The sequence below is a fragment of the Crossiella sp. CA-258035 genome (assembly GCF_030064675.1).
Taxonomy (GTDB): Bacteria; Actinomycetota; Actinomycetes; order Mycobacteriales; family Pseudonocardiaceae; genus Crossiella.
The window spans coordinates 3155977-3177287 of the sequence record NZ_CP116413.1 but is presented as its reverse complement, the minus strand read 5'-3'; the positions used below and the strand labels follow the sequence as shown (position 1 = coordinate 3177287).

General features: G+C 71.9%; 18 protein-coding genes and 1 pseudogene. 14 read left to right on the top strand and 5 right to left on the bottom strand.

All coding sequences use genetic code 11. From position 1 onward, the window contains the following. The first annotated feature begins 50 nt into the window (after window positions 1-50). Complete coding sequence (locus tag N8J89_RS14645; protein ID WP_283664893.1) at window positions 51-845, top strand: alpha/beta fold hydrolase; 795 nt, start codon at window positions 51-53, stop codon at window positions 843-845. Here N8J89_RS14645 and N8J89_RS14640 read toward each other — a convergent pair. The 5 genes from N8J89_RS14640 to N8J89_RS14620 form a co-directional block, all read right to left on the bottom strand. Continuing rightward, window positions 810-2753 (bottom strand): DUF5107 domain-containing protein, encoded by a 1944-nt coding sequence (locus N8J89_RS14640; protein ID WP_283664892.1) that lies wholly within the window; start codon window positions 2751-2753, stop codon window positions 810-812. The genes N8J89_RS14645 and N8J89_RS14640 overlap by 36 nt on opposite strands. Beyond that, on the bottom strand, window positions 2750-3616 hold the full coding sequence (locus N8J89_RS14635) for a carbohydrate ABC transporter permease (RefSeq protein WP_283664891.1): 867 nt from the start codon (window positions 3614-3616) through the stop codon (window positions 2750-2752). Before N8J89_RS14635 ends, N8J89_RS14640 begins: the two co-directional genes overlap by 4 nt. Window positions 3617-3632: 16 nt before the next feature. Then, complete coding sequence (locus N8J89_RS14630; RefSeq protein ID WP_283664890.1) at window positions 3633-4592, bottom strand: carbohydrate ABC transporter permease; 960 nt, start codon at window positions 4590-4592, stop codon at window positions 3633-3635. Then, complete coding sequence (locus N8J89_RS14625; RefSeq protein WP_283664889.1) at window positions 4592-5887, bottom strand: ABC transporter substrate-binding protein; 1296 nt, start codon at window positions 5885-5887, stop codon at window positions 4592-4594. Before N8J89_RS14625 ends, N8J89_RS14630 begins: the two co-directional genes overlap by 1 nt. 138 nt (window positions 5888-6025) lie before the next feature. Next, complete coding sequence (locus N8J89_RS14620) at window positions 6026-6811, bottom strand: DeoR/GlpR family DNA-binding transcription regulator (RefSeq protein WP_252482671.1); 786 nt, start codon at window positions 6809-6811, stop codon at window positions 6026-6028. Window positions 6812-6960: 149 nt separating this feature from the next. On the opposite strand from N8J89_RS14620, the gene N8J89_RS14615 reads away from it, so the two are divergent. The 13 genes and pseudogenes from N8J89_RS14615 (at window position 6961) to N8J89_RS14555 (ending at window position 21241) form a co-directional block, all read left to right on the top strand. After that, entirely contained in the window at window positions 6961-7848 is an 888-nt protein-coding gene (locus N8J89_RS14615; RefSeq protein ID WP_283664888.1) for an SIS domain-containing protein, read from the top strand. Between the two features lie 34 nt (window positions 7849-7882). Further along, complete coding sequence (locus tag N8J89_RS14610; protein WP_283664887.1) at window positions 7883-8722, top strand: class II fructose-bisphosphate aldolase; 840 nt, start codon at window positions 7883-7885, stop codon at window positions 8720-8722. Then, window positions 8719-9624, top strand: coding sequence for a 1-phosphofructokinase family hexose kinase (locus N8J89_RS14605; protein ID WP_283664886.1), 906 nt, complete (start codon window positions 8719-8721; stop codon window positions 9622-9624). The genes N8J89_RS14610 and N8J89_RS14605 overlap by 4 nt, the downstream gene beginning before the upstream one ends. Before the next feature lie 546 nt (window positions 9625-10170). Beyond that, on the top strand, window positions 10171-11604 hold the full coding sequence (locus N8J89_RS14600) for a Gfo/Idh/MocA family protein (protein WP_283664885.1): 1434 nt from the start codon (window positions 10171-10173) through the stop codon (window positions 11602-11604). Window positions 11605-11698: 94 nt separating this feature from the next. Next, window positions 11699-12706: a LacI family DNA-binding transcriptional regulator gene (locus N8J89_RS14595; RefSeq protein ID WP_349497477.1), complete on the top strand. Its 1008-nt coding sequence runs from the start codon at window positions 11699-11701 to the stop codon at window positions 12704-12706. 358 nt (window positions 12707-13064) lie between these two features. Next, complete coding sequence (locus tag N8J89_RS14590) at window positions 13065-15137, top strand: ATP-binding protein (protein ID WP_283664884.1); 2073 nt, start codon at window positions 13065-13067, stop codon at window positions 15135-15137. Beyond that, window positions 15130-15798: a response regulator transcription factor gene (locus tag N8J89_RS14585; protein WP_283664883.1), complete on the top strand. Its 669-nt coding sequence runs from the start codon at window positions 15130-15132 to the stop codon at window positions 15796-15798. The genes N8J89_RS14590 and N8J89_RS14585 overlap by 8 nt, the downstream gene beginning before the upstream one ends. An 86-nt stretch (window positions 15799-15884) precedes the next feature. After that, a pseudogene (locus N8J89_RS14580) lies at window positions 15885-16538 on the top strand (ABC transporter ATP-binding protein); the annotation flags it as partial. 62 nt (window positions 16539-16600) lie between these two features. Continuing rightward, a complete protein-coding gene (locus N8J89_RS14575) occupies window positions 16601-17338 on the top strand; it encodes a hypothetical protein (RefSeq protein WP_283664881.1) in 738 nt (245 codons plus the stop codon). Between the two features lie 15 nt (window positions 17339-17353). Further along, window positions 17354-18436, top strand: coding sequence for a sensor histidine kinase (locus N8J89_RS14570; RefSeq protein WP_283664880.1), 1083 nt, complete (start codon window positions 17354-17356; stop codon window positions 18434-18436). Beyond that, window positions 18436-19104 (top strand): response regulator, encoded by a 669-nt coding sequence (locus tag N8J89_RS14565; protein ID WP_283664879.1) that lies wholly within the window; start codon window positions 18436-18438, stop codon window positions 19102-19104. Before N8J89_RS14570 ends, N8J89_RS14565 begins: the two co-directional genes overlap by 1 nt. Window positions 19105-19142: 38 nt before the next feature. After that, entirely contained in the window at window positions 19143-20057 is a 915-nt protein-coding gene (locus tag N8J89_RS14560) for a ribonuclease Z (protein ID WP_283664878.1), read from the top strand. A 14-nt stretch (window positions 20058-20071) separates the two neighbouring features. Continuing rightward, window positions 20072-21241: a lycopene cyclase family protein gene (locus N8J89_RS14555; protein WP_283664877.1), complete on the top strand. Its 1170-nt coding sequence runs from the start codon at window positions 20072-20074 to the stop codon at window positions 21239-21241. Window positions 21242-21311 lie beyond the last annotated feature (70 nt).

Below are 21311 nucleotides of genomic sequence, written 5' to 3'. Positions count from 1 at the left end.
CCACGGATGGATTCTTACCGGCGCGGCGGGTTTCCGGCAGGATCTCGGCCATGGGAGACACGCACGACGACGGCCCGCTGCTGGTGCTGCTGCACGGCCTCGGCGCGACCGGCGCGGTATGGGACGGCCTGGACGAGCTGCTGCCCGCGCACTGGCCAGGCGACTGGATGGCCCCTGACCTGCCAGGACACGGCGCCGCCGAGCACCTGCCCCGCTACACCTTCGGCGGCATGGCCGCCGCGGTCGCCGACCGGCTCCCGACCGACCGGTCGGTAGTCCTGCTCGGCCACTCCCTCGGCGGGGTGCTGGCGCTGACCCTGGCCTCGGGCTGGTTCGGCGTGCCGGTGGCCGCCGCGATCGGGCTGGGCGTCAAGGTGCGCTGGGCGCCGGCGGAGCTGGCCAAGGCGGCCGCGCTGGCCGCGAAACCGGCCAGGGAGTTCGACACCCGCGCCGAGGCCGTGGACCGGCACCTGAAGGTCTCCGGCCTGCTCGGCCTGGTCGCCGAGGACTCCCGCGCGGTGCGCACCGGCCTGGTGGCCACCAACGGCGGCGGCCTGGTCGCCACCGACTACGTGCACGCCGACGGCGGCTGGCGGCTGGCCTTCGACCAGCGGGCCTTCGCCGTGGGCGCGCCGGACCTGCCCGGCCTGCTGGCCACCGCGAAGTGCCGCACGGTCCTGGCCGCGGGCGAGCACGACCCGATGAGCCCGGCCGAGCACCTCAGGGCGCTCCTCGACGATCCGGTGATCCTGCCGGGCCGGGGCCACAACGCGCACGTGGAGGCCCCGGCCGACCTGCTGCCGCTGTTGTCAGACGTGCATGCGGAAGTCGTAGCGCGCGGGTAGCGGGGTCTCCGGACAGGCCTGGGCCCACAGGTGGTCCAGGCTGATCTCGCCCTCGCGCAGGTCCGGCACCTCGATGCCCGCCCGCAGCAGCCCGGCCGCCCGGCCCCGCTCACCGGCCGCCAGGTGCGCCTGCACCCGCAGCAGCTGCACCCGGCCGTGCCCGGCGACTTCCGGCGCCAGCGCGTCCAGCACCGTCAGCGCCGCGGCGGGGTCACCGGCCTTGAGCAGCGCGGACACCGTCTCCACCGCCAGCTGCCAGATCAGCGGCGCCCCGCCGAGGGCCTGCCGGAGCAGGTCCGCGGCGGTGGTCAGCTCGCCCTGCTCGGCCGCGACCAGGGCCAGCGCCCGCGCCGCCCAGGGCGAGGGGCTCAGCTCCAGGGAGCGGCGGTAGTGGTCGGCGGCCTCGTCCAGCGCGCCCGCGCCGTGTGCCAGCACGCCGCGGTGGTAGGCGGTGGCCCAGTGCTCCGGCGCGGCGGCCAGCCTGGCCGCCCAGTCCGGTCCGTCCACATAGGACATCGGCGGGCTGGCGGGACCGGGCTCGGGCAGCTCGCCGGTGCGCAGCAGCGCCAGCCACGGGGCCTGTTCCGGGCCGAGGGTGCCCTCGGCGAAGGGCGTGGCCTCCGGTGGCAGCGGGCTCTCCCCCGCCTCGGCCCTGCGGTGCCGTTCCAGCGCGCCCCAGCCACTTCCGGTGTGCAGCGCGGCCACCGGCGGCAGTTTCGCGGTCACCTCGGTGTACTCGTGCAGCGCGGCGCGCAGGCAGTCCGCGGGGCTGGTCCCGGCCAGCGCGCGCTCGACCTCGGCCACCGCACCGGTCCAGTCGCCGTGCACCAGCGCCGGGTCCGTCCGCAGTGGACCGTAGGTCTCCACCCAGGTCCAGTCCGCGCCGGCGGGCATCGGCAGGTGCTCGTACTGGGTGCGGGCGAGCCCGGCCTGGATCTCGCAGTAGGGCTCGGTGTCCTGGCCGCCGAGCCACTCCTGCCAGTGCCGCCCGCCGACCGAACCGCCCCAGCAGAACAGCTTCCGGCCGCGCAGCCGCCCGGTGGATGCCTGCGCCAGGCCGTAGCCCTGCTCGTCCAGCGCGGCGATCCACGGCCTGCCGTCCAGGTCCTCCGGCAGGTCGTGGAAGAAGTCGGCGGCGTCCGGGATCCCGGCCGGGTAGGTGGTCTCCAGCCCCTCGTGCACCGGAACGTCCACTCTGGACAGTTTGCCGCTGTAGTGCGTGCGGAAGGCGCTGGTGGACGGGGCCAGCACCCTGGTGCGCGGGGTCTCGGTGACCGCGGTGTTGGACCACCAGTACATCGGCACCTCGTGCGGCTGGGGGTTGTGCACCCGCACCCCGACGTGCAGCACCGGCGAGCCCTCGGCCAGCCAGGCGTCGACCTGGAACACCAGCCCGCGCAGCCGCTCGAACTCCCACATCCGCAACGCGGGCACCCCGCCGGGACCGCGCACCTGGGCCGCGTGCAGCGGCGCGCAGGTGAACGGGCTGTGCCCCCTGGTGCCGATGTTCCACTCCACGCCACCGGCGAACCAGGCGTTGCGCAGCGCCAGGTTCGCCGGTTGCAGCAGCCTGGGCACGTGCAGCAGCTCGCGGTCCTCGGCCAGGTCCACCAGCGACCACAGCCTGCCGCCAAGCGCGGGCACGAAACTCGCGCGCAGCAATCCGTTGTCCAGCACCACAGTGTCCACTGTGGACTCTTCGGGCGCGCGACGGTAGGAGTCCTGGGTCAGGTAGGGCAGCATGCCGCGCACGTGCCCGTAGGCCGCGGCCGCCGCCAGGTCGGCCGGCACCTCGGAGAGGTCCACCGCGCCGGGGCCGTCGGGCAGCCCGGCCAAGGGCGGCAACGGGTTCTCCGGCCCGACCGCCGACACCGGCAGCGTGAGACGACCCTGTTCGATCGTGGTCACTTGACCGCCCCCACGGTGAGTCCCTCGATGATCCGCCTGCCCAGCCACACGTAGATCGCCACCATCGGCAGCACCAGGATGCTGACCCCGGCGAACAGCGTGCCGTAGTCCAGGCCCGCGTACTGCTGGGTCTGCAGGAAGCCCAGCAGCGACAGCGACAACGTGTTCTTGGCCGTGTTCTGGATGAACACCAGCGCGATGAACGTCTCGTTCCACAGCCCGATCACGTTGAGCATCAACGCGGTCAGCAACCCGTTGCGCGCCAGCGGCAGCACGATCTGCACGAACGTGCGCACCGACCCGGCGCCGTCGATGGCCGCGGCCTCCTCGATCTCATCCGGCAGCGAGCCGAAGAACCCGGTCAGCAGGAACACGGTGAACGGCACCGACAGCGCCACGTACAGCACGAACAGCCCGAACAGGTTGTTGACCAGGCCCAGTTCCTGCATCAGCACGTACAGCGGGATCACGATGACCTGCACCGGGATCCCGATGCCCATGGCGAAGAACACCGCGGTCGCGCCGGAGAGCCGGGTGCGGGTCTTGGACAGCACGTAGGAGGCGGGCGCGCACACCAGCACCACCACGACGGAGGCAGCGGCCACCACCACGATGGTGTTGATCGCGGCCTGCCCGAAGTTGCTGTCCACCCAGGCACGCGCGAAGTTGCCGAACTCGCCGAAGCTGTCCAGCCCCCACGGCTGCCGGAAGATCGCGGTGTGCTCGCGCAGCGCGGCGATCAGCATCCAGCCCAGCACGCCGATGTTGAAGGCCACCAGCAGCCAGACCAGCCCGAGCCCGGCCGCGCGCAGCGGCTGCCGCTCCCGGCGGGCCTTCGGCGCGGCCTCCGTGGTCGCAGTCATGAGAAGACCCTTCCGCTCAGAACTGGACGGCCTCGCGCCGCATCAACCGGCGCAGCAGCACGACCAGCACGATGATCACCGCCAGCGTGGCCACCGCCGCGGCGGAGGCGTAGCCGAACTGGTATTGCGGCACCCGGTTGCCGAAGGTGTTGCCGTAGACGAACAACGCGCTGTTCCAGATGCCCGGGGTCGGCATGTCGTTGGTGGTGCCGCCGAAGGCGTAGATGAACTCGAAGATCTTCAACGAGGAGATCGTCCAGATCACCGCCGCGGTGGCCACCACGTCCCAGGACAGCGGCAGCGTCACGTAGCGGAACCGCTGCCAGGCGTTGGCCCCGGCCAGCGAGCAGTCCTCGTACAGCTCGGGCGGAATCCGGTCCACCCCAGCCATGATCACCGTGGTGTAGAAGCCGGTGTTGATCCACACCAGGCCGATCGCCACGATCAGGAACAGGTGGTCGGCGATCCAGTTCGGCCCGGTGCCGCCGGCGATCGCCTGCCAGGCCTTGTTCACCAGGCCGTCGCTGGAGAACAGGAAGCCCCACAGGATGGACAGCACCAGCGGCGCCACGATGTAGGGGAAGAACAGCACCGCGCGCACGATCTTCTTGCCGCGCATCTCGCGCAGCACCATGGTGAGGGCGAAGCTGACCGCGAAGGTGGCCAGCCCGACCCCGACCAGGATGATCATGGTGTTGGCGAAGGAGGTCAGGAAGATCGAGTCGTCCAGCAGCAGCAGGTAGTTCTGCACGCCGCGGGGCTCCATCTCGCCGATGCCGTTCCAGCGGTGGAAGGAGATCCACACCGAGGCGACGGTCGGGCCGATGAAGAAGATGAGGTACAGCAGCAGCGCGGGCAGCAGGAACGGCCAGAAGATCTGGCGGCGACGGCGGGCCAGCGGTCCGGACGCGGCCGCGCCGGCGCTGGCCCGCCGTGCCGGTGCGGCCACGGCCACCGGCACGGCGGGGGCGGCCATCAGCCGTTCTTCTTCCAGTAGTTCGCCTGCGCGGCGGCCAGCTGGGTGAGGAACTGGTCCACGTCGATCTTGCCCTTGATCAGCTGGTCGTTGACCGGGTTGAAGACCTCGTTGTTGTAGCCGGGGAAGTCGGCGTCGACCCCGTCGAGCGGACGGCTCAACTCGTTCTCCGCCAACGCCTTGCCCACGTCGGCCAGCTCCGGCGGCGCGGTCAGCTTGGCGTTCGGGGTGAGGTTCTTGGCCACCGAGGAGATCTTGCCCAGGTGCTCGTCGCCGAGGAAGAACGCGATGAACTTCTCCGCGTTCTCCGCCTGCTTGGCGCGCTGCGGGATGGCGAAGCCGACGGTGGAGGACGGCACGTTCACCTTGCCGCTGATCGCCGGGAACGGCATGAACCTGAACTGGAAGCCTGGCGCGGCCTTCTTGCCGACCTCGCTGGGCACCCAGCTGCCCACGTTGACGAAGTCCGCCTCGCCCTGCGCCCACTTCTCCTGCACGGCCGGGAACTTGCTGCCGTCGTAGCCGGGGATGAAGTAGCCGTTCTGCACCAGCTTGCGCACCTCGCCGAGCGCGTTCTTGACCGCCTCGGTGTTCCACGCGGTGCCCGCGTGGTCCTTGGCCAGCTCGGAGACCTTGCCGACACCGAGCGCGCCCTGCAGCACCGCGATGGTCCAGTAGGAGTTGTAGTCACCGACGTCGCCGTCCAGCGCGAGCGGGGTCTTGCCCTCGCTCTTGCGCTTGGCCAGCAGCTGGGAGAAGTCGGCCCACCGCGCCGGCGGCTTGCTCGCCACCTCCGGCAGCGCCGCGCCGTTGTAGAACAGGCCGAAGCCGAGCAGGGTGTACGGCAGCATGAAGAGCTTGCCGTCCTTCTTGGCGTTGGTCAGGTACCGGTCCGGCACGACCTCGGAGACCTTCGCGCCGCTGGAGACCGTCGAGCCGTAGAGCCCGCTCAGGTCACGCTGGGCGTTGTTGGCGACCAGGGTGGCCCGGATCTGGTTCTCCTCCTGGTCCACCAGGTCCGGCAGATCGCCGCCGCGCAGTGCGGGGGCGACCTTCTTGAGCACGTCCCGGCCCTGCCACTCGATCTTGACCTCGATGCCGCTGCTCTTCTTGAACGCCTCCGCGGTCTCCTTGAGCACCTGCGCCTGCGGTTCGTTCTCCCGCCACATCGACCAGTAGGTCAGCGTCTTGTCGCCGCTGCCTCCCGCGCCTCCGCACGCCGCGACCGTCAGGCCAAGGCCCGCGGCCAGCAGCACGGACAGTGTCCGCCTGGCTGTCCTGGACGACTGGATCATGACTTCTCCCCTAGTCTCGCCGATGAGCGAAGAGTGGTCACAACTTGCGTGATTTCGCTCATGCTCGCGGTGAAATGCGCAGTAGTCAACACTCCTGCGCGAACCGTAACCGCATGTCCGCTGTGCGTGACACCCGGTCTAAACCCGAACCACGTCCACCCCCCGTTCGGTGAACCGGCGGACGTCCTCCTCACTCGCGTCGATGTCGGTGACCAACACGTCCACGTCCTCGATACCGCAGATGCGGGCGAAGGCACTACCGCCGATCTTCGAGGAGTCGGCGACCACGACCACTTTCCGCGCCCTGGCCGCGAGCAGCCGGTTGATGCTGGCCTCGCCCTCGTGGTGGGCGGCCGCCCCGCTGACCGGGTCGATGGCGTCCACGCCGAGGAAGGTGATGTCCAGGGTCAGCTCGTCCAGGATCTTGGTGCCCAGCGGGCCGATCAGCTCGTAGGACTGCGGGCGGGCCACACCGCCGGTGAGCACCAGTTTCACCTGCGGGCGCACCGCGAGCTCGTTGCCGATGTTGAGCGCGTTGGTGACCACGGTGATCGCGGTCTCGCCCTCCACGTGCGGCAGGTCGCCGCGGGTGGCCAGCGCACGGGCCACCTCGGTGGTGGTGGTGCCGCCGTTGAGGCCGACCACCGAGCCGCGCGCGACCAGGGCCGCGGCCTCCTTGCCGATGCGCTGCTTCTCATCGGCGTGCCGCACCGACTTGTAGCGCAACGGCAGGTCGTAGGAGACCGCGTGCGCCACCGCGCCGCCCCTGGTCCTGGTCAGCAGCTGCTGACCGGCCAGGTGGTCGAGGTCCCTGCGGATGGTCGCGGCCGAGGCGTCCAGCTCGGCGGCGATCTCGTCGACCTCCACCCGCCCGCGCTCGGCCAGGATCTCCAACAGGGTGTTCAGCCGCTCGTACCGGTTCACACGCACCTCCGCGACCATGATCGCGCATGCCACACTCGACTGTGAATGGTCGATCGTGCACTATTGTTGCTTATTGTGCGCACTTACACGCAGCAACGCGCATACTTCAGCGCATCTGGGGACCTACAGGGGACAAAGGGAGGCGCGCCATGACCGTGCAGCCGTTCGTGGTGACCGAGCTGAGCAGCCAGCCGGAATGCTGGCGCAGGGCCGCCGCGCTGGCCAGTGGACACGCCGGGGTCCTGCCGCGCGACGGGGAACGGGTCGCGGTGGTCGGCTGCGGCACCTCGTGGTTCATCGCGCAGGCCTACGCGGCGCTGCGCGAGTCGGCGGGACGCGGGCACACCGACGCCTTCGCCGCCTCGGAGTACCCGGCAGGCCGCCGCTACGACCGGATCGTGCTGATCACCCGCTCCGGCACCACCACCGAGGTGCTGGACCTGGCAGGCCGGGTCAGCGACCCGACCGTGGCGATCACCGGTGACGCGGACACGCCGATCCGCACCGCGGCCGACGCGCTGGTGCTGCTGGACTTCGCCGACGAGCGCTCGGTGGTGCAGACCCGCTTCGCCACCACCGCGCTGGCGTTGCTGCGGGCCAGCCTCGGGGAGTCCCTGGACGCCGCGATCGCCGACGCCGAGGCCGCGCTGACCGAGGAGCTGGCGCCGGAGCTGGTGGGCGCGGAGCAGTTCACCTTCCTGGGCCGGGGCTGGACCTACGGGATCGCGCAGGAGGCCGGGCTGAAGATGCGCGAGGCCGCCTGCGCGTGGACGGAGTCCTACCCGGCGATGGAGTACCGGCACGGCCCGATCAGCATCACCGGCCCGAACCGGGTGGCCTGGATGTTCGGGCAGGCGCCGGAGGGACTCGCCGAGGACGTGGCCGCCACCGGCGGCGCGTTCCGGCAGCGCGCGGTCGACCCAATGGCCGAGCTGGTGGTGGTGCAGCGCCTCGCGGTGGCCATCGCGGCGGCCAAGGGCCTGGACCCCGACCAGCCGAGGCACCTGACCCGCTCGGTCATCCTCGACCACTCCTGAAACACCTCCACCGCTTGAGGAAAGGGCCAGCGTCGTGCCGTTGAGAGCAACCGGAGAGATCGTCGCCGCGGCCGCGCGGGAGGGCCGCGGCGTGGCCGCCTTCAACGTCATCCAGCTCGAACACGCCGAGGCCCTGGTGACCGGGGCCGAACGCGCCGGCGCGCCGGTGGTGCTGCAGATCAGCCAGAACTGCGTGAAGTACCACGGCGCACTGGCCCCCATCGGCCTGGCCACCCTGGCGGTGGCCCGCGCGGCCGCGGTGCCGGTGGCGGTGCACCTGGACCACGCCGAGGACCCGGAGCTGGTGCGCGAGGCGGTGGCGCTGGGCTTCACCAGTGTCATGTTCGACGCGTCCACAATGGACTACGCGGACAACGTCAAGGCCACCAAGGAGATCGCCGGGCACTGCCACGCGCACGGGGTCTTCGTGGAGGCAGAACTGGGCGAGGTCGGCGGCAAGGACGGGGTACACGCCACGGGTGTGCGCACCGACCCCGACGAGGCGGCGGCTTTTGTCGCGGCCACCACGGTGGACGCCCTCGCGGTCGCGGTGGGCAGCTCGCACGCCATGCTCACCCGCGACGCCGCACTGGACTTCGACCTGATCGCCCGCCTGCACGCCAAGGTCCCGGTTCCGTTGGTGCTGCACGGTTCCTCCGGTGTGCCGGACGCGGACCTGACCACCGCGGTCGAGTCCGGCATGACCAAAATCAACATCGCCACCCACCTGAACAAGACCTTCACCGCCGCGGTGCGCGAGTTCCTGGCCGCCAACCCGTCCACAGTGGACACCCGCAAGTACTTCGCCGCCGGCCGGGAAGCCGTGGCCGTGGAAGCCGAGCGCCTGCTCGGCGTGCTGCGAGCCGCCCCGTGATCCTGACCGTCTCACTGAACGCGGCCCTGGACGTCACCTACACCGTCGACGACCTGCAACCGCACACCACACACCGGGTGCGCACGGTGCGCACCCGCGCGGGCGGCAAGGGCGTCAACGTCTCGAGGGTGCTGCACGCCCTGGGCCACAGCACCGTGGTCACCGGCCTGACCGGCGGCGACACCGGCCGCGCCATCCGCGCCGAGTTGGCGGAGTCGGACCTGCCCTCGGCCCTGGTGGAGATCGCCGCGGAGTCCCGGCGCACGGTGGCCGTGGTCAGCGGCGGCGACGCCACCCTGTTCAACGAGCCCGGCCCGGCGGTCACCGAAGCGGAGTGGGCCAACTTCCGCGAGCACTTCGCCGGCCTGGCCCCGACGGCGTCGGTGGTGGTCCTCTCCGGCAGCCTGCCCCCCGGCTTACCCCCCACCGCCTACCGCGAACTACTGGAGATCGTCAACGGCCACGCCCCCACCGTCCTGGACGCCGACGGCGACGCCCTGCGCCACGGCCTGGGCGGCAACCCCACCGCGATCAAGCCCAACGCGGCCGAACTCCGCGCGGTGACCGGCATCGCCGACCCAGCCACCGCGGCCAGGGCCCTGGTCGCCGGCGGCGCGGAGGCGGTACTGGCCTCCGGCGGCCCCGCGGGCCTGCTGGCGATCACTGACGAGGGTTCGTGGCGCGCCCGGCCACCCCGGCGACTGGCCGGGAACCCGACCGGGGCCGGCGACGCCTGCGTGGCGGCACTGGCGGCCGGCCTGGCGCACGGGCGGGAGTGGCCGCGGATCCTGCGGGAGGCGGCGGCACTGTCGGCGGCCGCTGTGCTGCATCCGCAGGCGGGCAGTTTCGATGCCGGAGCTTACGAGCGGTTCTTGCCGACGGTGATGGTGGAGATCGCCTGACCGGTCGCCGGTCGGCCCTGCCACTGGGTCACGCACCCCGCACTTAAGACGACCGGTCACATTCGTGCTCGACGGCTCCGGAGCGCCGGAGCGGCCTAATCCCGACATGCGCGACGCCCGATGAAGACGACCGGTCACCTTCCGAGCCCGACCCTGCCCACGGCCACCAATGGTCGACCCGACTCTGCCTCACCCATAGCCTTCCAAGACGACCGGTCATATACATCGGTGCCTGAAGACGACCGGTCACATTCAGCGGTGCCCCAAGACGACCGGTCACATTTGACGGCACCCTAAGACGACCGGTCACATTCGACGGCACCCTAAGACGACCGGTCACATTCGATCCTGCACGAAGACGACCGGTCATTTCCTCCGGCTTCCTCTCCGCCCCCTAAGACGACCGGTCATATTCAGCGATCCTTCCCCGAGCACACATCCTCCTAAAGTCGGGTCCCCCTGATCCACAACCTGTGTAAGCCTGCCTCTGCTGATTAGTACTGCGCGAAACGGCGAAGTTTCAGTCAGGTTTGATCAGGAGGCGTCATGACGGAGCAGGACCGGCCCACCTCATCGCTGTCGCGGCGGTCGCTGCTGGGCACCGGTGCCGCGGTCGCGGGACTGGGCATCGCGGGGCTGGGCACGGGATCGGCTGGGGCCGCGCCGGGCAGCGGGGCAGAGCGCGGTGCGGCGGAGCAGGGCGGGGCCGATGAGGAGCGCGTGCCACCCGCGCGCGGCAAGACCATGATCGGCGTGCCCTTCGCGCGGCACGAGACCGTGCGGGTCGGCATCATCGGCCTGGGCAACCGCGGCGCCTCGATGCTGCCGCTGTTCCTCGCCGTGCCCGGCGTCCGGGTCACCGCGCTGTGCGACACCAACCCGGCGGCGCTGGCCAAGGCGGCCAAGGCGGTCCGGGACGCGGGGCAGCCGGAGCCGGCGACCTTCGGCAAGGGTGAGCGGGCCTACGAGCAGCTGTGCGGGCGCGATGACGTGGACTTCGTCTACATCGCCACGCCGTGGGAGTGGCACGTGCCGATGTCCCTTGCCGCGATGCACGGTGGCAAGCACGTCGGCGTCGAATGCCCGATGGCCTTGACCGTGAACGAGCTCTGGCAGCTGGTGGACGCCTCCGAACGCACCCGGCGGCACTGCATCCAGCTGGAGAACTGCTGCTACGGGCGCAACGAGCTGCGGCTGCTGCGCATGGTGCGGGCCGGGGTGTTCGGTGAGGTGCTGCACGGCGCCGGGGCCTACATCCACGACCTGCGCGAGCTGCTGCTCTCCGACACCTACTACGCCGCGGAGTGGCGGCGGGCCTGGCACACCAAGCTCAACGCCGACCACTACCCCACCCACGGGCTCGGGCCGGTGGCCGGGTACTTCGGCATCAACCGCGGGGACCGGCTGGTGCGGATCACCTCGATGGCCACCCCGGCGCTGGGCATGGCCGAGTACCGGAAGGCGCACGAGGAGCCGGGCGACTCCTCGTGGAAGGAGCACTACGTCAAGGGCGACACCACCATGAGCCTGCTGCAGACCGCAGGCGGCAAGGTGATCCGGTTGCAGCACAACGTGTCCAACCCCTACCCGTACAGCAGGCTCAACCAGGTCGCGGGCACCAAGGGCGTGTTCGAGGACTACCCGCCGCGGATCTACGTCGAGCCCAAGCACTCCGGGCACAAGTGGGGCTCCTTCGAGGACTTCAAGTCCTACGACCACTGGCTGTGGACCGACATCGGGCCGGGCCCCGGCGGGCACGGCGGCATGGACTACCTGATGCTCTACCGGACCATGCAGACCATGCGCCTGGGTCTGGTGCCCGAGGTCGACGTCTACGACTCGGCGGCCTGGAGCGCGCCGGTGCCGCTGAGCGCGGAGTCCATCCGGCGCAAGGGCGCGGCGGTGCCCATCCCGGACTTCACCAGGGGGCGGTGGCGGGATAGTTCCCGGCCCACCCTGGATTCACCCAAACCGGCGTAGCGCGGCCGACGGCGGTGTGACCGGATGTAAACGGTCGCACCGCCGTTACCAGCGCGTCTCCGTACCGTGCGGTCACGCTGGGTAGGATGATCGAGTGCGACAACGGGGTATTTCGGGAGCGCCGGCGACCATCCGCGATGTCGCGCGCCAGGCGCAGGTGTCAGTGGCCACGGTCTCGCGGGCGTTGAGCGCGCCGAACCTGGTGCGGGAGCAGACCAGGGAACGGGTGCTCACCGCCGCCGCGGAGCTGGGCTACCAGCCCAACCGCGCGGCGCGCGGGCTGATCACCGGGCGCACCGGAAACCTGGGCATCGTGGTGCCCGACGTGGACAACCCGTTCTTCACCGGGGTGCTCAAGGCGGTGCAGGCCGCGGCGGTGCAGGCCGACTACTCGGTGTTCGTGGCCGACAGCGACGAGGACCCCGCACTGGAGGAGAAGCTGGTCCGCACCATGGCCCAGCAGGTCGACGGGCTGATCGTGTGCGCGCCCGGCCTGGCCGACGAGCCGCTGCTGGAGGTCGCGGCCAAGTCCAGCCTGGTGCTGGTCAACCGCGTGCTACCGGAGGTGCCCGCCGCGCTGATGAACGCCGCCGACGGCATCGCCCAACTGGTCGCGCACCTGGCCGAGCTGGGCCACCGGCGGGTGGTCTTCCTCAGCGGCCCGGACACCTCCTGGTCCAACCGCCAGCGCCGCAAGGGCCTGCGCGCCGCGGCCCCCGAGCACGGCCTGACCGTGACCGAACTCGGCCCGTTCCCGCCCCGCTACGAGGGCGGGGTCGCCGCCGCCGACGAGGCCCTGCGCGCCGAGCCCACCGCGATCATCGCCTACAACGACGTGATGGCCCTCGGGGTGCTCTCCCGGTTGCGGGAGAAGGGTGTCCGGGTGCCCGAGGACATCAGCCTGACCGGCTTCGACGACCTGGTCTTCGCGGGACTCTGCGATCCGGCGATGACCACGGTGGCCATGCCGGTGCGCGAGGCGGGACGGCTCGCGGTGGAGCTGCTGCTGGCCGGTCCGGGCGAGGACGGCGAGGCTCCGGTGCGCCAGGAGTGGCTGGACACCAAGCTGGTCGTGCGCGCCACCACCGCCGCGCCGCGCTGACCCGGTCAGCGACAGCCGGAACCGAGCGGCCCGCGCCGCATCCTGCGCAGGAAGAACACGATCCGCGTCGTCCTGACCAGCGGGACCTCGCCCCGCTCCGACTCGCGTCGCCGGATTCGAACACCCATCGCACGGCCTCCACAGCGCCTGGACGCGGGTTCCTGGACACCCCCAGGTGCTCCAGGAACCCGCGTCGAAAGGGGGCCCTTCCGTCATCCTCTTGCGACACCGAGTCTGCCGGGACCGGCCCGCGGGCAGAACCAGGTGCGCCGTCAGTCGCGATGGAGGTTTTCCGCCATTGCGGTGTAGGGGGGCCTTCCTGGCGGGCGGGCTGGGCAGGCCGCAGAATGAGCGGGTGATGGGGAAGGACACGCCCTTGCGGCTGGTGGCTGCCGCTGGGGCGTTGAGCCTGGCGGTCACGATTCCGGTGACGCTGTTCCTGCTGCCCGCGCGGCTGACCCTGTCCTGGGCGCTGACCGCGGTGCTGCCCTGTTACGCGGCTGGCCTGCTGGTGTGGCGGGCCGCCCCCAACCACCCGGTGGCCCGGCTGCTGCTGGTCTTCGGCTCGCTGCTGGCGGTGGGGCTGGCCACCAACTACCCGCTGCACTTCCTGACCTCGGACGCGGACTGGGCCTCGCCGGGCTTCTGGATGTGGTTCGGCGCGATCGGCAACGAGGTCCTCGAGTTCGTCTTCAACATCCTGATCATCTACCTGGTCGCGCTGCTGCCCGACGGCCGCTTCCGGCACCGCTACGAACGCGTGCTGCTGCGCCCGCTGTGGTTCCTGCTGCCGGTGCCGCTGGTCGTGGCGGCCAGCGGGCTGCCCATCTCCTCGATGTACCTGTGGTCGCAGAAGCCCTTCGCCTGGCTGCACGTCGGCGCCGGGATCATGCTGCTCATCCGCTGCGTGCTGGCCAGGCGCGCGGGCACCCACCAGCCGTGGCTGCTCTCGCTGGCCGTGCTGACCACGACGATCATGCTGGCCCGCGCGGTGCTGCTGGTCATCCGGTCCTGGCGGGTGGACGTGGACACCGGCTGGCTGTACGTCATCGGCCGCCTGATCGGCACCCTGCCGTACTCGCTGATCCCGGTGGTCGTGGTGGTCGCCGCGCTGCGCAGACGGCTGCTCGGCGTGGACCTCGTCGTGCCGCGCTCGGTGGTCTACGGCCTGCTGTGGCTGGTCATCGGCGGCTGGTACCTGGGCACCGCGACCATGCTGGGCTGGACCGCGGGCCAGTACCTGCCGGTCGGGCTGGTCGCGCTGGTCACCGCCGCGGCGATGCTGCTGTTCCAGCCATTGCGCGAGCAGCTCAACCAGGCCGCCGCACGCCGGGTCTACGGGCCGAGGCTGACCGGGTTCGAGCTGCTGGTGCAGTTCGGCACCACCCTGGAGCACGCCTACGACCTGCCAAGGCTGGCCCCGCACCTGGCGCGCAGCCTGCAGAGCGGGCTGAACCTGAAGTGGGCGCGGGTCGAGCTGGGCAGACCAGGCGACCCCGGCAGTCCGCCGGTGGTCAGCGTGGCGGGCACGGTGACCGAGGAGCAGGCGACCCGGTTTCCGTTGCGGCACGCCGAGGAACAGCTCGGCGTGCTGGAGTACGGGCCGAAGGTGGAGGGCCGGTTCACCCCGGAGGACCACGACCTGGTGGAGACCCTGGCCCGGCAGGCCGCACTCGCGGTGCACAACGCCAACCTGGCCGGGGAGCTGGGCGAGCGGGTCGAGCAGGTGTCCAGGCAGGCCAAGGAGCTGGAGGCCTCCCGGACCCGGATCGTGCAGGCCCAGGACACCGAGCGGCGGCGGATCGAACGGCAGCTGCACGACGGCATCCAGCAGGAGCTGGTCGCGCTGGTGGCCAAGCTGGCACTGGCCCGCAACCAGCTCAGACGCGGCGGCGAGGCGGCCGAGGGCACGCTGACCGAGGTGCGTGAGGACGCCTACCGGGTGATCGACGAGCTGCGCGAACTGGCGCACGGCATCCACCCGCCGGTGCTCACCGACCAGGGCCTGATCGCCGCGGTCACCTCGCGGGCCCGGCGGCTGCCGATCCCGGTGACCGTGGACTGCCCGCCCGAGCTGCGCGCGGCCCGCTTCGGCATCGACGTGGAGGAGTCGGCCTTCTTCCTGGTCTCCGAGGCGCTGACCAACGTGCTCAAACACGCCGGGGCCAGCGCCGTGACCGTCCACTTCGGACTGGAGGACGGCGAGCTGGTGGTGTCCGTGCACGACGACGGCCGTGGCTTCCGGGACGGCCGCGGCGGGCTCGGGCTGACCGGGATGCGCGACCGGGCCGAGGCGGTCGGTGGCAGACTGCGGATCGCCAGCTCCCCCGGCGCGGGCACCACCATCACCGCCCGGCTACCGGCCACCGCCCGACCTGAGTCCACTGTGGACTGTCGTATCGAGATCGTGGAGAAGACCGCTGATGCCTGAACCGCTGCGGATCGTCATCGCCGAGGACCACTACCTGGTGCGCGAGGGCACCAGGCGGCTGCTGGAGGACAGCGGCGAGGTGCGGGTGGTCGCGGCGGTCGGCACCGCGGCGGAACTGCTGGACGCGGTCCCCCGGTTCAAGCCGGCCGCGGTGATCACCGACATCCGGATGCCGCCTGGCCACCACACCGAGGGCATCACCGCCGCGCACCAGATCCGCAGCCAGCACCCCGACATCGGCGTGGTGGTGCTCTCCCAGCACGCCAACGAGCAGTACGCCTTCGCCCTGTTCCAGCACGGCACCGACGGGCTGGCCTACCTGCTCAAGGAACGCATCGGCGAGGTCGACGAGCTGCTGCGGGCCCTGCACGAGGTCCGCTCCGGCCGCTCGGTGATCGACCCGCGGATCGTGGAGGTGCTGCTGGGCAGCCGGGCCAAGGCCGCCGACGCGCCGCTGACCCGGCTGAGCCCGCGTGAGCTGGAAGTGTTGCGGCACATGGCCCAGGGCAAGACCAACCGGGCCATCGCCGAGCACCTGACGCTGTCGGAGTCGACCATCGAGAAGCACGTCAACTCCACCTTCGCCAAGCTCGGCCTGGCCGAGGAGCCACAGGTGCACCGGCGGGTCAGCGCGGTGCTGACCTACCTGCGGCACGCCTGAGTACGCCCTTGGTCGTACCCGGCGCGCCGGTCCCGCCGACCTGAGGCAGACGACCGCGGCAGGCCCTGGTTCCTAACGTCAGGGCCATGATTGAGTTCACCCGACTCACCAAGCGCTACCGCGGCGCCACCGCCGTGGACGGGCTGACCTGCACGGTGCGGCCGGGCCGGGTCACCGGCTTCCTCGGCCCCAACGGCGCGGGCAAGTCCACCACCCTGCGGATGCTGCTCGGCCTGAGCAGGCCCAGCAGCGGCAGCGCCACCGTCGGCGGCCGCCGCTACCCCGGCCTGCCGGATCCGCTGCGCCGCCTAGGCGCGCTGCTGGAGGCCACCCCGGCGCACCCGGAACGCACCGCCCGGCAGCACCTGCGCGCCCTGGCCCAGACCCACGGCCTGCCCGACGCCCGGGTCGGCCAGGTGCTCGCCCTTGCCGGGCTCGGCCCGGCGGCCGACCGGCGAGCCGGTGGGTTCTCCCTCGGCATGCGGCAGCGGCTGGGCATCGCGGGCGCGCTGCTCGGCGACCCGGCGGCGGTGGTGCTGGACGAACCGAGCAACGGGCTCGACCCCGACGGCATGCGCTGGCTGCGCCTGCTGCTGCGGGAACTGGCCGCGCAGGGCCGCACCGTGCTGGTCTCCAGCCACCTGCTCAGTGAGATGGCGCTGACCGCCCAGCACCTGCTGGTCATCGGCAGGGGGCGGCTGCTGGCCGACGCGCCGATCGCCGAGCTGACCGCCGCGAACGGCTCGCTGGAACCCGCCTACCTGGAGCTGACCAGGGACGCCGTCGAGTTCGGGGCGCCCAGGTGATCACCTTCGGCCGGGTGGCGCACGCGGAGTGGACCAAGCTGGTCGCCACCCGCTCCACCTGGCTGGTGCTGCTGGGGCTGCCGGTGGCGCTGACCGGGCTGGCCGGGCTGATCGGCTGGCAGCACCGGTTCCGCCCGGCCACCGTGGCCGAGGCGGTGGGCGGCGGATTCCTGTTGTACGCCTTGACCATCGGCATCTTCGGCGTGCTGGGCATGGCCGGTGAGCACAGCTCGGGGCTGCTCCGCACCACCCTGCTCGCGGTGCCCGCGCGGCTGCCGGTGTTGTGGGCCAAGGCGGTGGTGCTGGTGGCGGTGACCACGCCGGTGCTGCTGCTCGGCTACCTGGCCGGTTTCCTGGCGCACCAGGCGTTCGCGACCACCCCGATCTCCCTGGGCGATCCCGGGGTGCTGCTCGCCATCGCCGGGGCGGCGGAGGCCACCGTGCTGACCGCGCTGTTCGGCCTGGCCGTGGGCACGCTGGTGCGGAACCTGGCCGGTGCGATCGGGGTGTTCGTGCTCGGGCTGGTGGTCCTGCCGCAGGCACTGCTCGGCTCGCTGCCCGCCGGACTCCAGGACACCGTGCTGCCCTACCTGCCCACCCTCGCGCTGCAAGGCATGTTCAGCGCGGGCAAGGGTCCGCTGCTGACGCCCGGCTGGGGCGCGGCGGTGGCGCTGGGCTGGGCCATACTCCTGCTGGGGTGCGGCGGCGCGGTGCTGCGCCGCCGCGAGCTGTGACCGGGGGGGCACACCATGAACCGACAACGACTGCACGACGGCGGGCTGGCCGCGCTGGCCGCGGCGCTGGTGCTGCCGGTGACCCTCGGCGGCGACCACGCGCCCGGCGTGCTCGAACCCGGCACCGGCGTCCACGACCTGGGCTGGCTGTTCTTCGCCGCCGTGCACCTGCCGCTGGTGTGGCGGCGACGAGCACCGGTCGCGGTGTTCTGGCTGGTGGCCGCCCTCGCCCTGGGCTGCTACCTGATCGGGTTCACCGGCGTGTTCCTGGTGTCCGCGCCGCTGTTCGCGCTCTACGCGGTGGCCCGGCACCGGACCGCCTGGCAGCTGTGGCCCGCGGTGGCGGTGTTCGCGCTGCTGGTGGGCTGGGCCTGGCTGGCCGGCGGGCCGAGGCAGGTGCTCATCGGCGTGCTCGGCACCCTGGCCGCCACCGCGCTGCTCGGCCTCAGCCAGCGGCTGCGCCAGGAGCACCAGCGGCAACAGCTGGCGCACCAGGCCCGCGCCGCCGCCACCGCCGAGCGGACCCGGATCGCCAGGGAGGTGCACGACATCGTCGCCCACAACCTGGCCGTGATGGTCGCCCTGGCCGACGGCGCGGCCGCCGACCCGGCCAACGCCAAGGACCTGCTGGCCAAGACCTCGGCCACCGGACGGGCCGCACTGGCCGACATGCGCCGCCTGGTCGGCCTGCTCCGCGAAGGCGAGCAACCCCTTGCCCCGCAACCAGGTCTGGCCGATCTGGACGACCTGGCCGAGCAGTTCCGGGTGGCCGGGCTGCCGGTGGAGCTGCGCCGGGAAACCTTGCCGGACAACGAGGATCCCGGCCTCGGCCTGCTCGTCTACCGGATCACCCAGGAGGCGCTGACCAACACGCTCAAACACGCCGGAGGGGGTGCGCGCGCCCAGGTCCGGTTGCGGCACAAGGACAACACGCTCGAACTCACCGTCGCCGACAACGGCACCGGGCAGGCGGGTGAGGGCGGGCACGGGCTGGCCGGGATCGCCGAACGCGCCGCCGCCTGTGGTGGTGCGGTCAGCGCCGGGGTCTCGGCCGACGGTGGCTGGCTGGTCCGCGCCCGGGTGCCCTGGGAGGTCTGATGGTCGGCGTGCTCCTGGTGGACGACCAACCGTTGCTGCGCCTGGGTTTCCGCTCCGTGCTCAGCCCGGAGCCCGACCTCGAGGTGCTCGGCGAGGCCGGCACCGGACCGGAGGCGATCGCCATGACCAGGGCGCTGCGCCCGGACGTGGTGCTGATGGACGTGCGCATGCCCGGCATGGACGGCATCGAGGCCACCCGGCGGATCGTGGCCGAGAGCGCCGGAGCCAGGGTGCTCGTGCTCACCACCTTCGACCTCGACGAGTACGTCTACGGCGCACTGCGCGCGGGGGCCTCCGGCTTCCTGCTCAAGGACGCCATGCCGGCCGAGCTCGTGCACGGGATCCGGGTGGTCGCCGCCGGGGAGTCCGCACTGGCCCCCGCGGTGACCCGGCGGCTGATCGAACGGTTCGCCGACCAGCTGCCCGCCCCGGAACGGCCCAACCCGCTCGACCGGCTGCCCGACCCGCTCACCGCCCGCGAGCACGAGGTGCTGCGCGCGCTGGCCAAGGGACTGTCTAACCGGGAGATCGGCGCGCGCGTGCACCTGTCCGAGCTCACCGTCAAGGTGCACGTGGGCCGCATCCTGACCAAGCTCGGCCTGCGCGACCGCGCCCAGGTGATCGTCTTCGCCTACGAGCACGGCATCGTCCGCCCCGGCCGCGAATAGGCGTGCCCGGCCAGGCTCCCCCGCCTACAGTGCCCACCGTGTCGAACCGCGAACTGATCGTCCTGGGCACCGCCAGCCAGGTGCCCACCCGGCAGCGCAACCACAACGGCTACCTGCTGCGCTGGGACGACCAGGGCTTTATGTTCGACCCCGGCGAGGGCACCCAGCGGCAGATGGTCCACAGTGGAGTCCCGGCCAGCTCGATCACCCGGCTGTGCCTGACCCACTTCCACGGCGACCACTGCCTGGGCGTGCCCGGCATCGTGCAGCGGCTGTCCCTGGACAAGGTCGCGCACCCGGTGCACGCGCACTACCCGGCCTCCGGCGCGGAGTACTTCCACCGGCTGCGCTATGCCACCTCCTTCTTCGAGACCGCCGACCTGCGCGAGGAACCCGTGCACGCCGACGGGGTGGTGGCCACCGGCTCCTTCGGCACCCTGGAGGCGCGGCGGCTGGCGCACCCGGTGGAGGCCTTCGGCTACCGGCTGGTCGAGGCGGACTCACTGCGCATGCTGCCCGCGGAGCTGGCCGCGGCCGGGGTGCGCGGGCCGCTGGTGCGGCAGCTGCGCCGGGACGGGCACCTGGACCTCGACGGCCGCCGGATCGAGCTCGGCCAGGTCAGCGTGCCCAGGCCGGGGCAGAAGTTCGCCTTCATCATGGACACCCGGCTCTGCCCGAACGTCTTCGAGCTGGCCAGGGACGTCGACCTGCTGGTCATCGAGTCCACCTTCCTGGACAGCGAGGCCGAGCTGGCCGCCCAGGTCGGGCACCTCACCGCGGGCCAGGCCGGGCTGGTCGCGGCCGAGTGCGGGGTGCGCAAACTGGTGCTCACCCACTTCTCCCAGCGCTACCCCGACCTGGAGGCCTTCCGCGCCGAGGCGGCCCGGCACTTCGACGGCGAACTGGTGGTCGCCGCCGATCTCGACCGGATCGCGGTTCCCCCGCGGCGGTAGCGCATGATTCGCTGATGCACGTGCAGGACGTTGTGGTCGTCGGCGGCGGACCGGCCGGGTTCGCGCTCGCCGGAGCCTGTGCGCGGCTGGGCCTGCGCACCACCGTGCTCGATCCCGCGCCGGGGCGGCCCTGGCGGCAGACCTACGCGGCCTGGACCGACGAGCTGCCCATCGACCTGCCCGGCTCGGTGGTGCGCAGCTGCCCGGAGCGCACGGTCGCCATCGCCGAGAACCGGCACGAGCTGACCCGGCGCTACGCGCTGCTGGACAACGAAGCCCTGCGCGAGCACCTGCGCCACCCGGAGCTGACCGTGCGGCAGGGCTCGGCGGTCACCGTCGCGCACACCTGCGACGGCAGCCTGGTCCAGCTCACCGACGGGCAGGCGCTGGCCGCCCGGCTGGTGGTGGACGCCACCGGCGACCGGCGCGTGCTCTGCGGCGGACGCCCCCGGCGGCCCGCGGCCGAGCAGACCGCCTTCGGGGTGCTGCTGCCCAGCGAGCAGGTCGCCGAACTGGTGCCGCCGGGCGAGTCGGTGTTCATGGACTGGCGGCACGCCAGCAACGGGCCTGCGGACTGGCCGACCTTCCTCTACGCCCAGCCGATGGGCGACGGCCGCACCCTGCTGGAGGAGACCTCGCTGGCCCGGCGGCCCGGACTGGGCTACCCGGAGCTGCGGCGCAAGCTCGCCGACCGGCTCAGTCAGTACGGGATCTCCTTGTCCGGCAACGAAACCCAGGAACGCGTCCGGTTCAGAGTGGACGATCCGCCGCCCAGGGTGCGCGACCTGCTGCCCTTCGGCGCGGCCGCCGGGCTGGTGCACCCGGCCACCGGGTTCAGCGTGGCCGCCGCGCTCGCGCTGGCGCCCAGGGTGGCCGAGGCCGTGCACGCCGCGCTGCCCGCCGGAGCGCCCGCCGCCGTGGCCGCCGGGTGGCGGGTGCTGTGGTCGCCCTCGGCCAAGGCGGTGCACGCGCTGCGCCGCAGTGGGCTGCGGGTGCTGCTCGCGCTGCCCGCCGGCGACCTGCCCCGGTTCTTCGAGCTGTTCTTCGGCATGCCCGAGGCCGAGCAGGCGCACTACCTCTCCGGCCGGGAAGACGTGCGCGGCACCGCGCTGGCCATGGCCGGGCTGTTCCGGCACGCGCCGTGGGGCACCCGCACCCGGATGGCGTTTCTTGGCCGCTTGTGAGCACCTTTGCGCGTCCTACCGGCCGGTTGTGAGACGAAGCGACACAGACTCCGTGAACTTGTGGTGAACG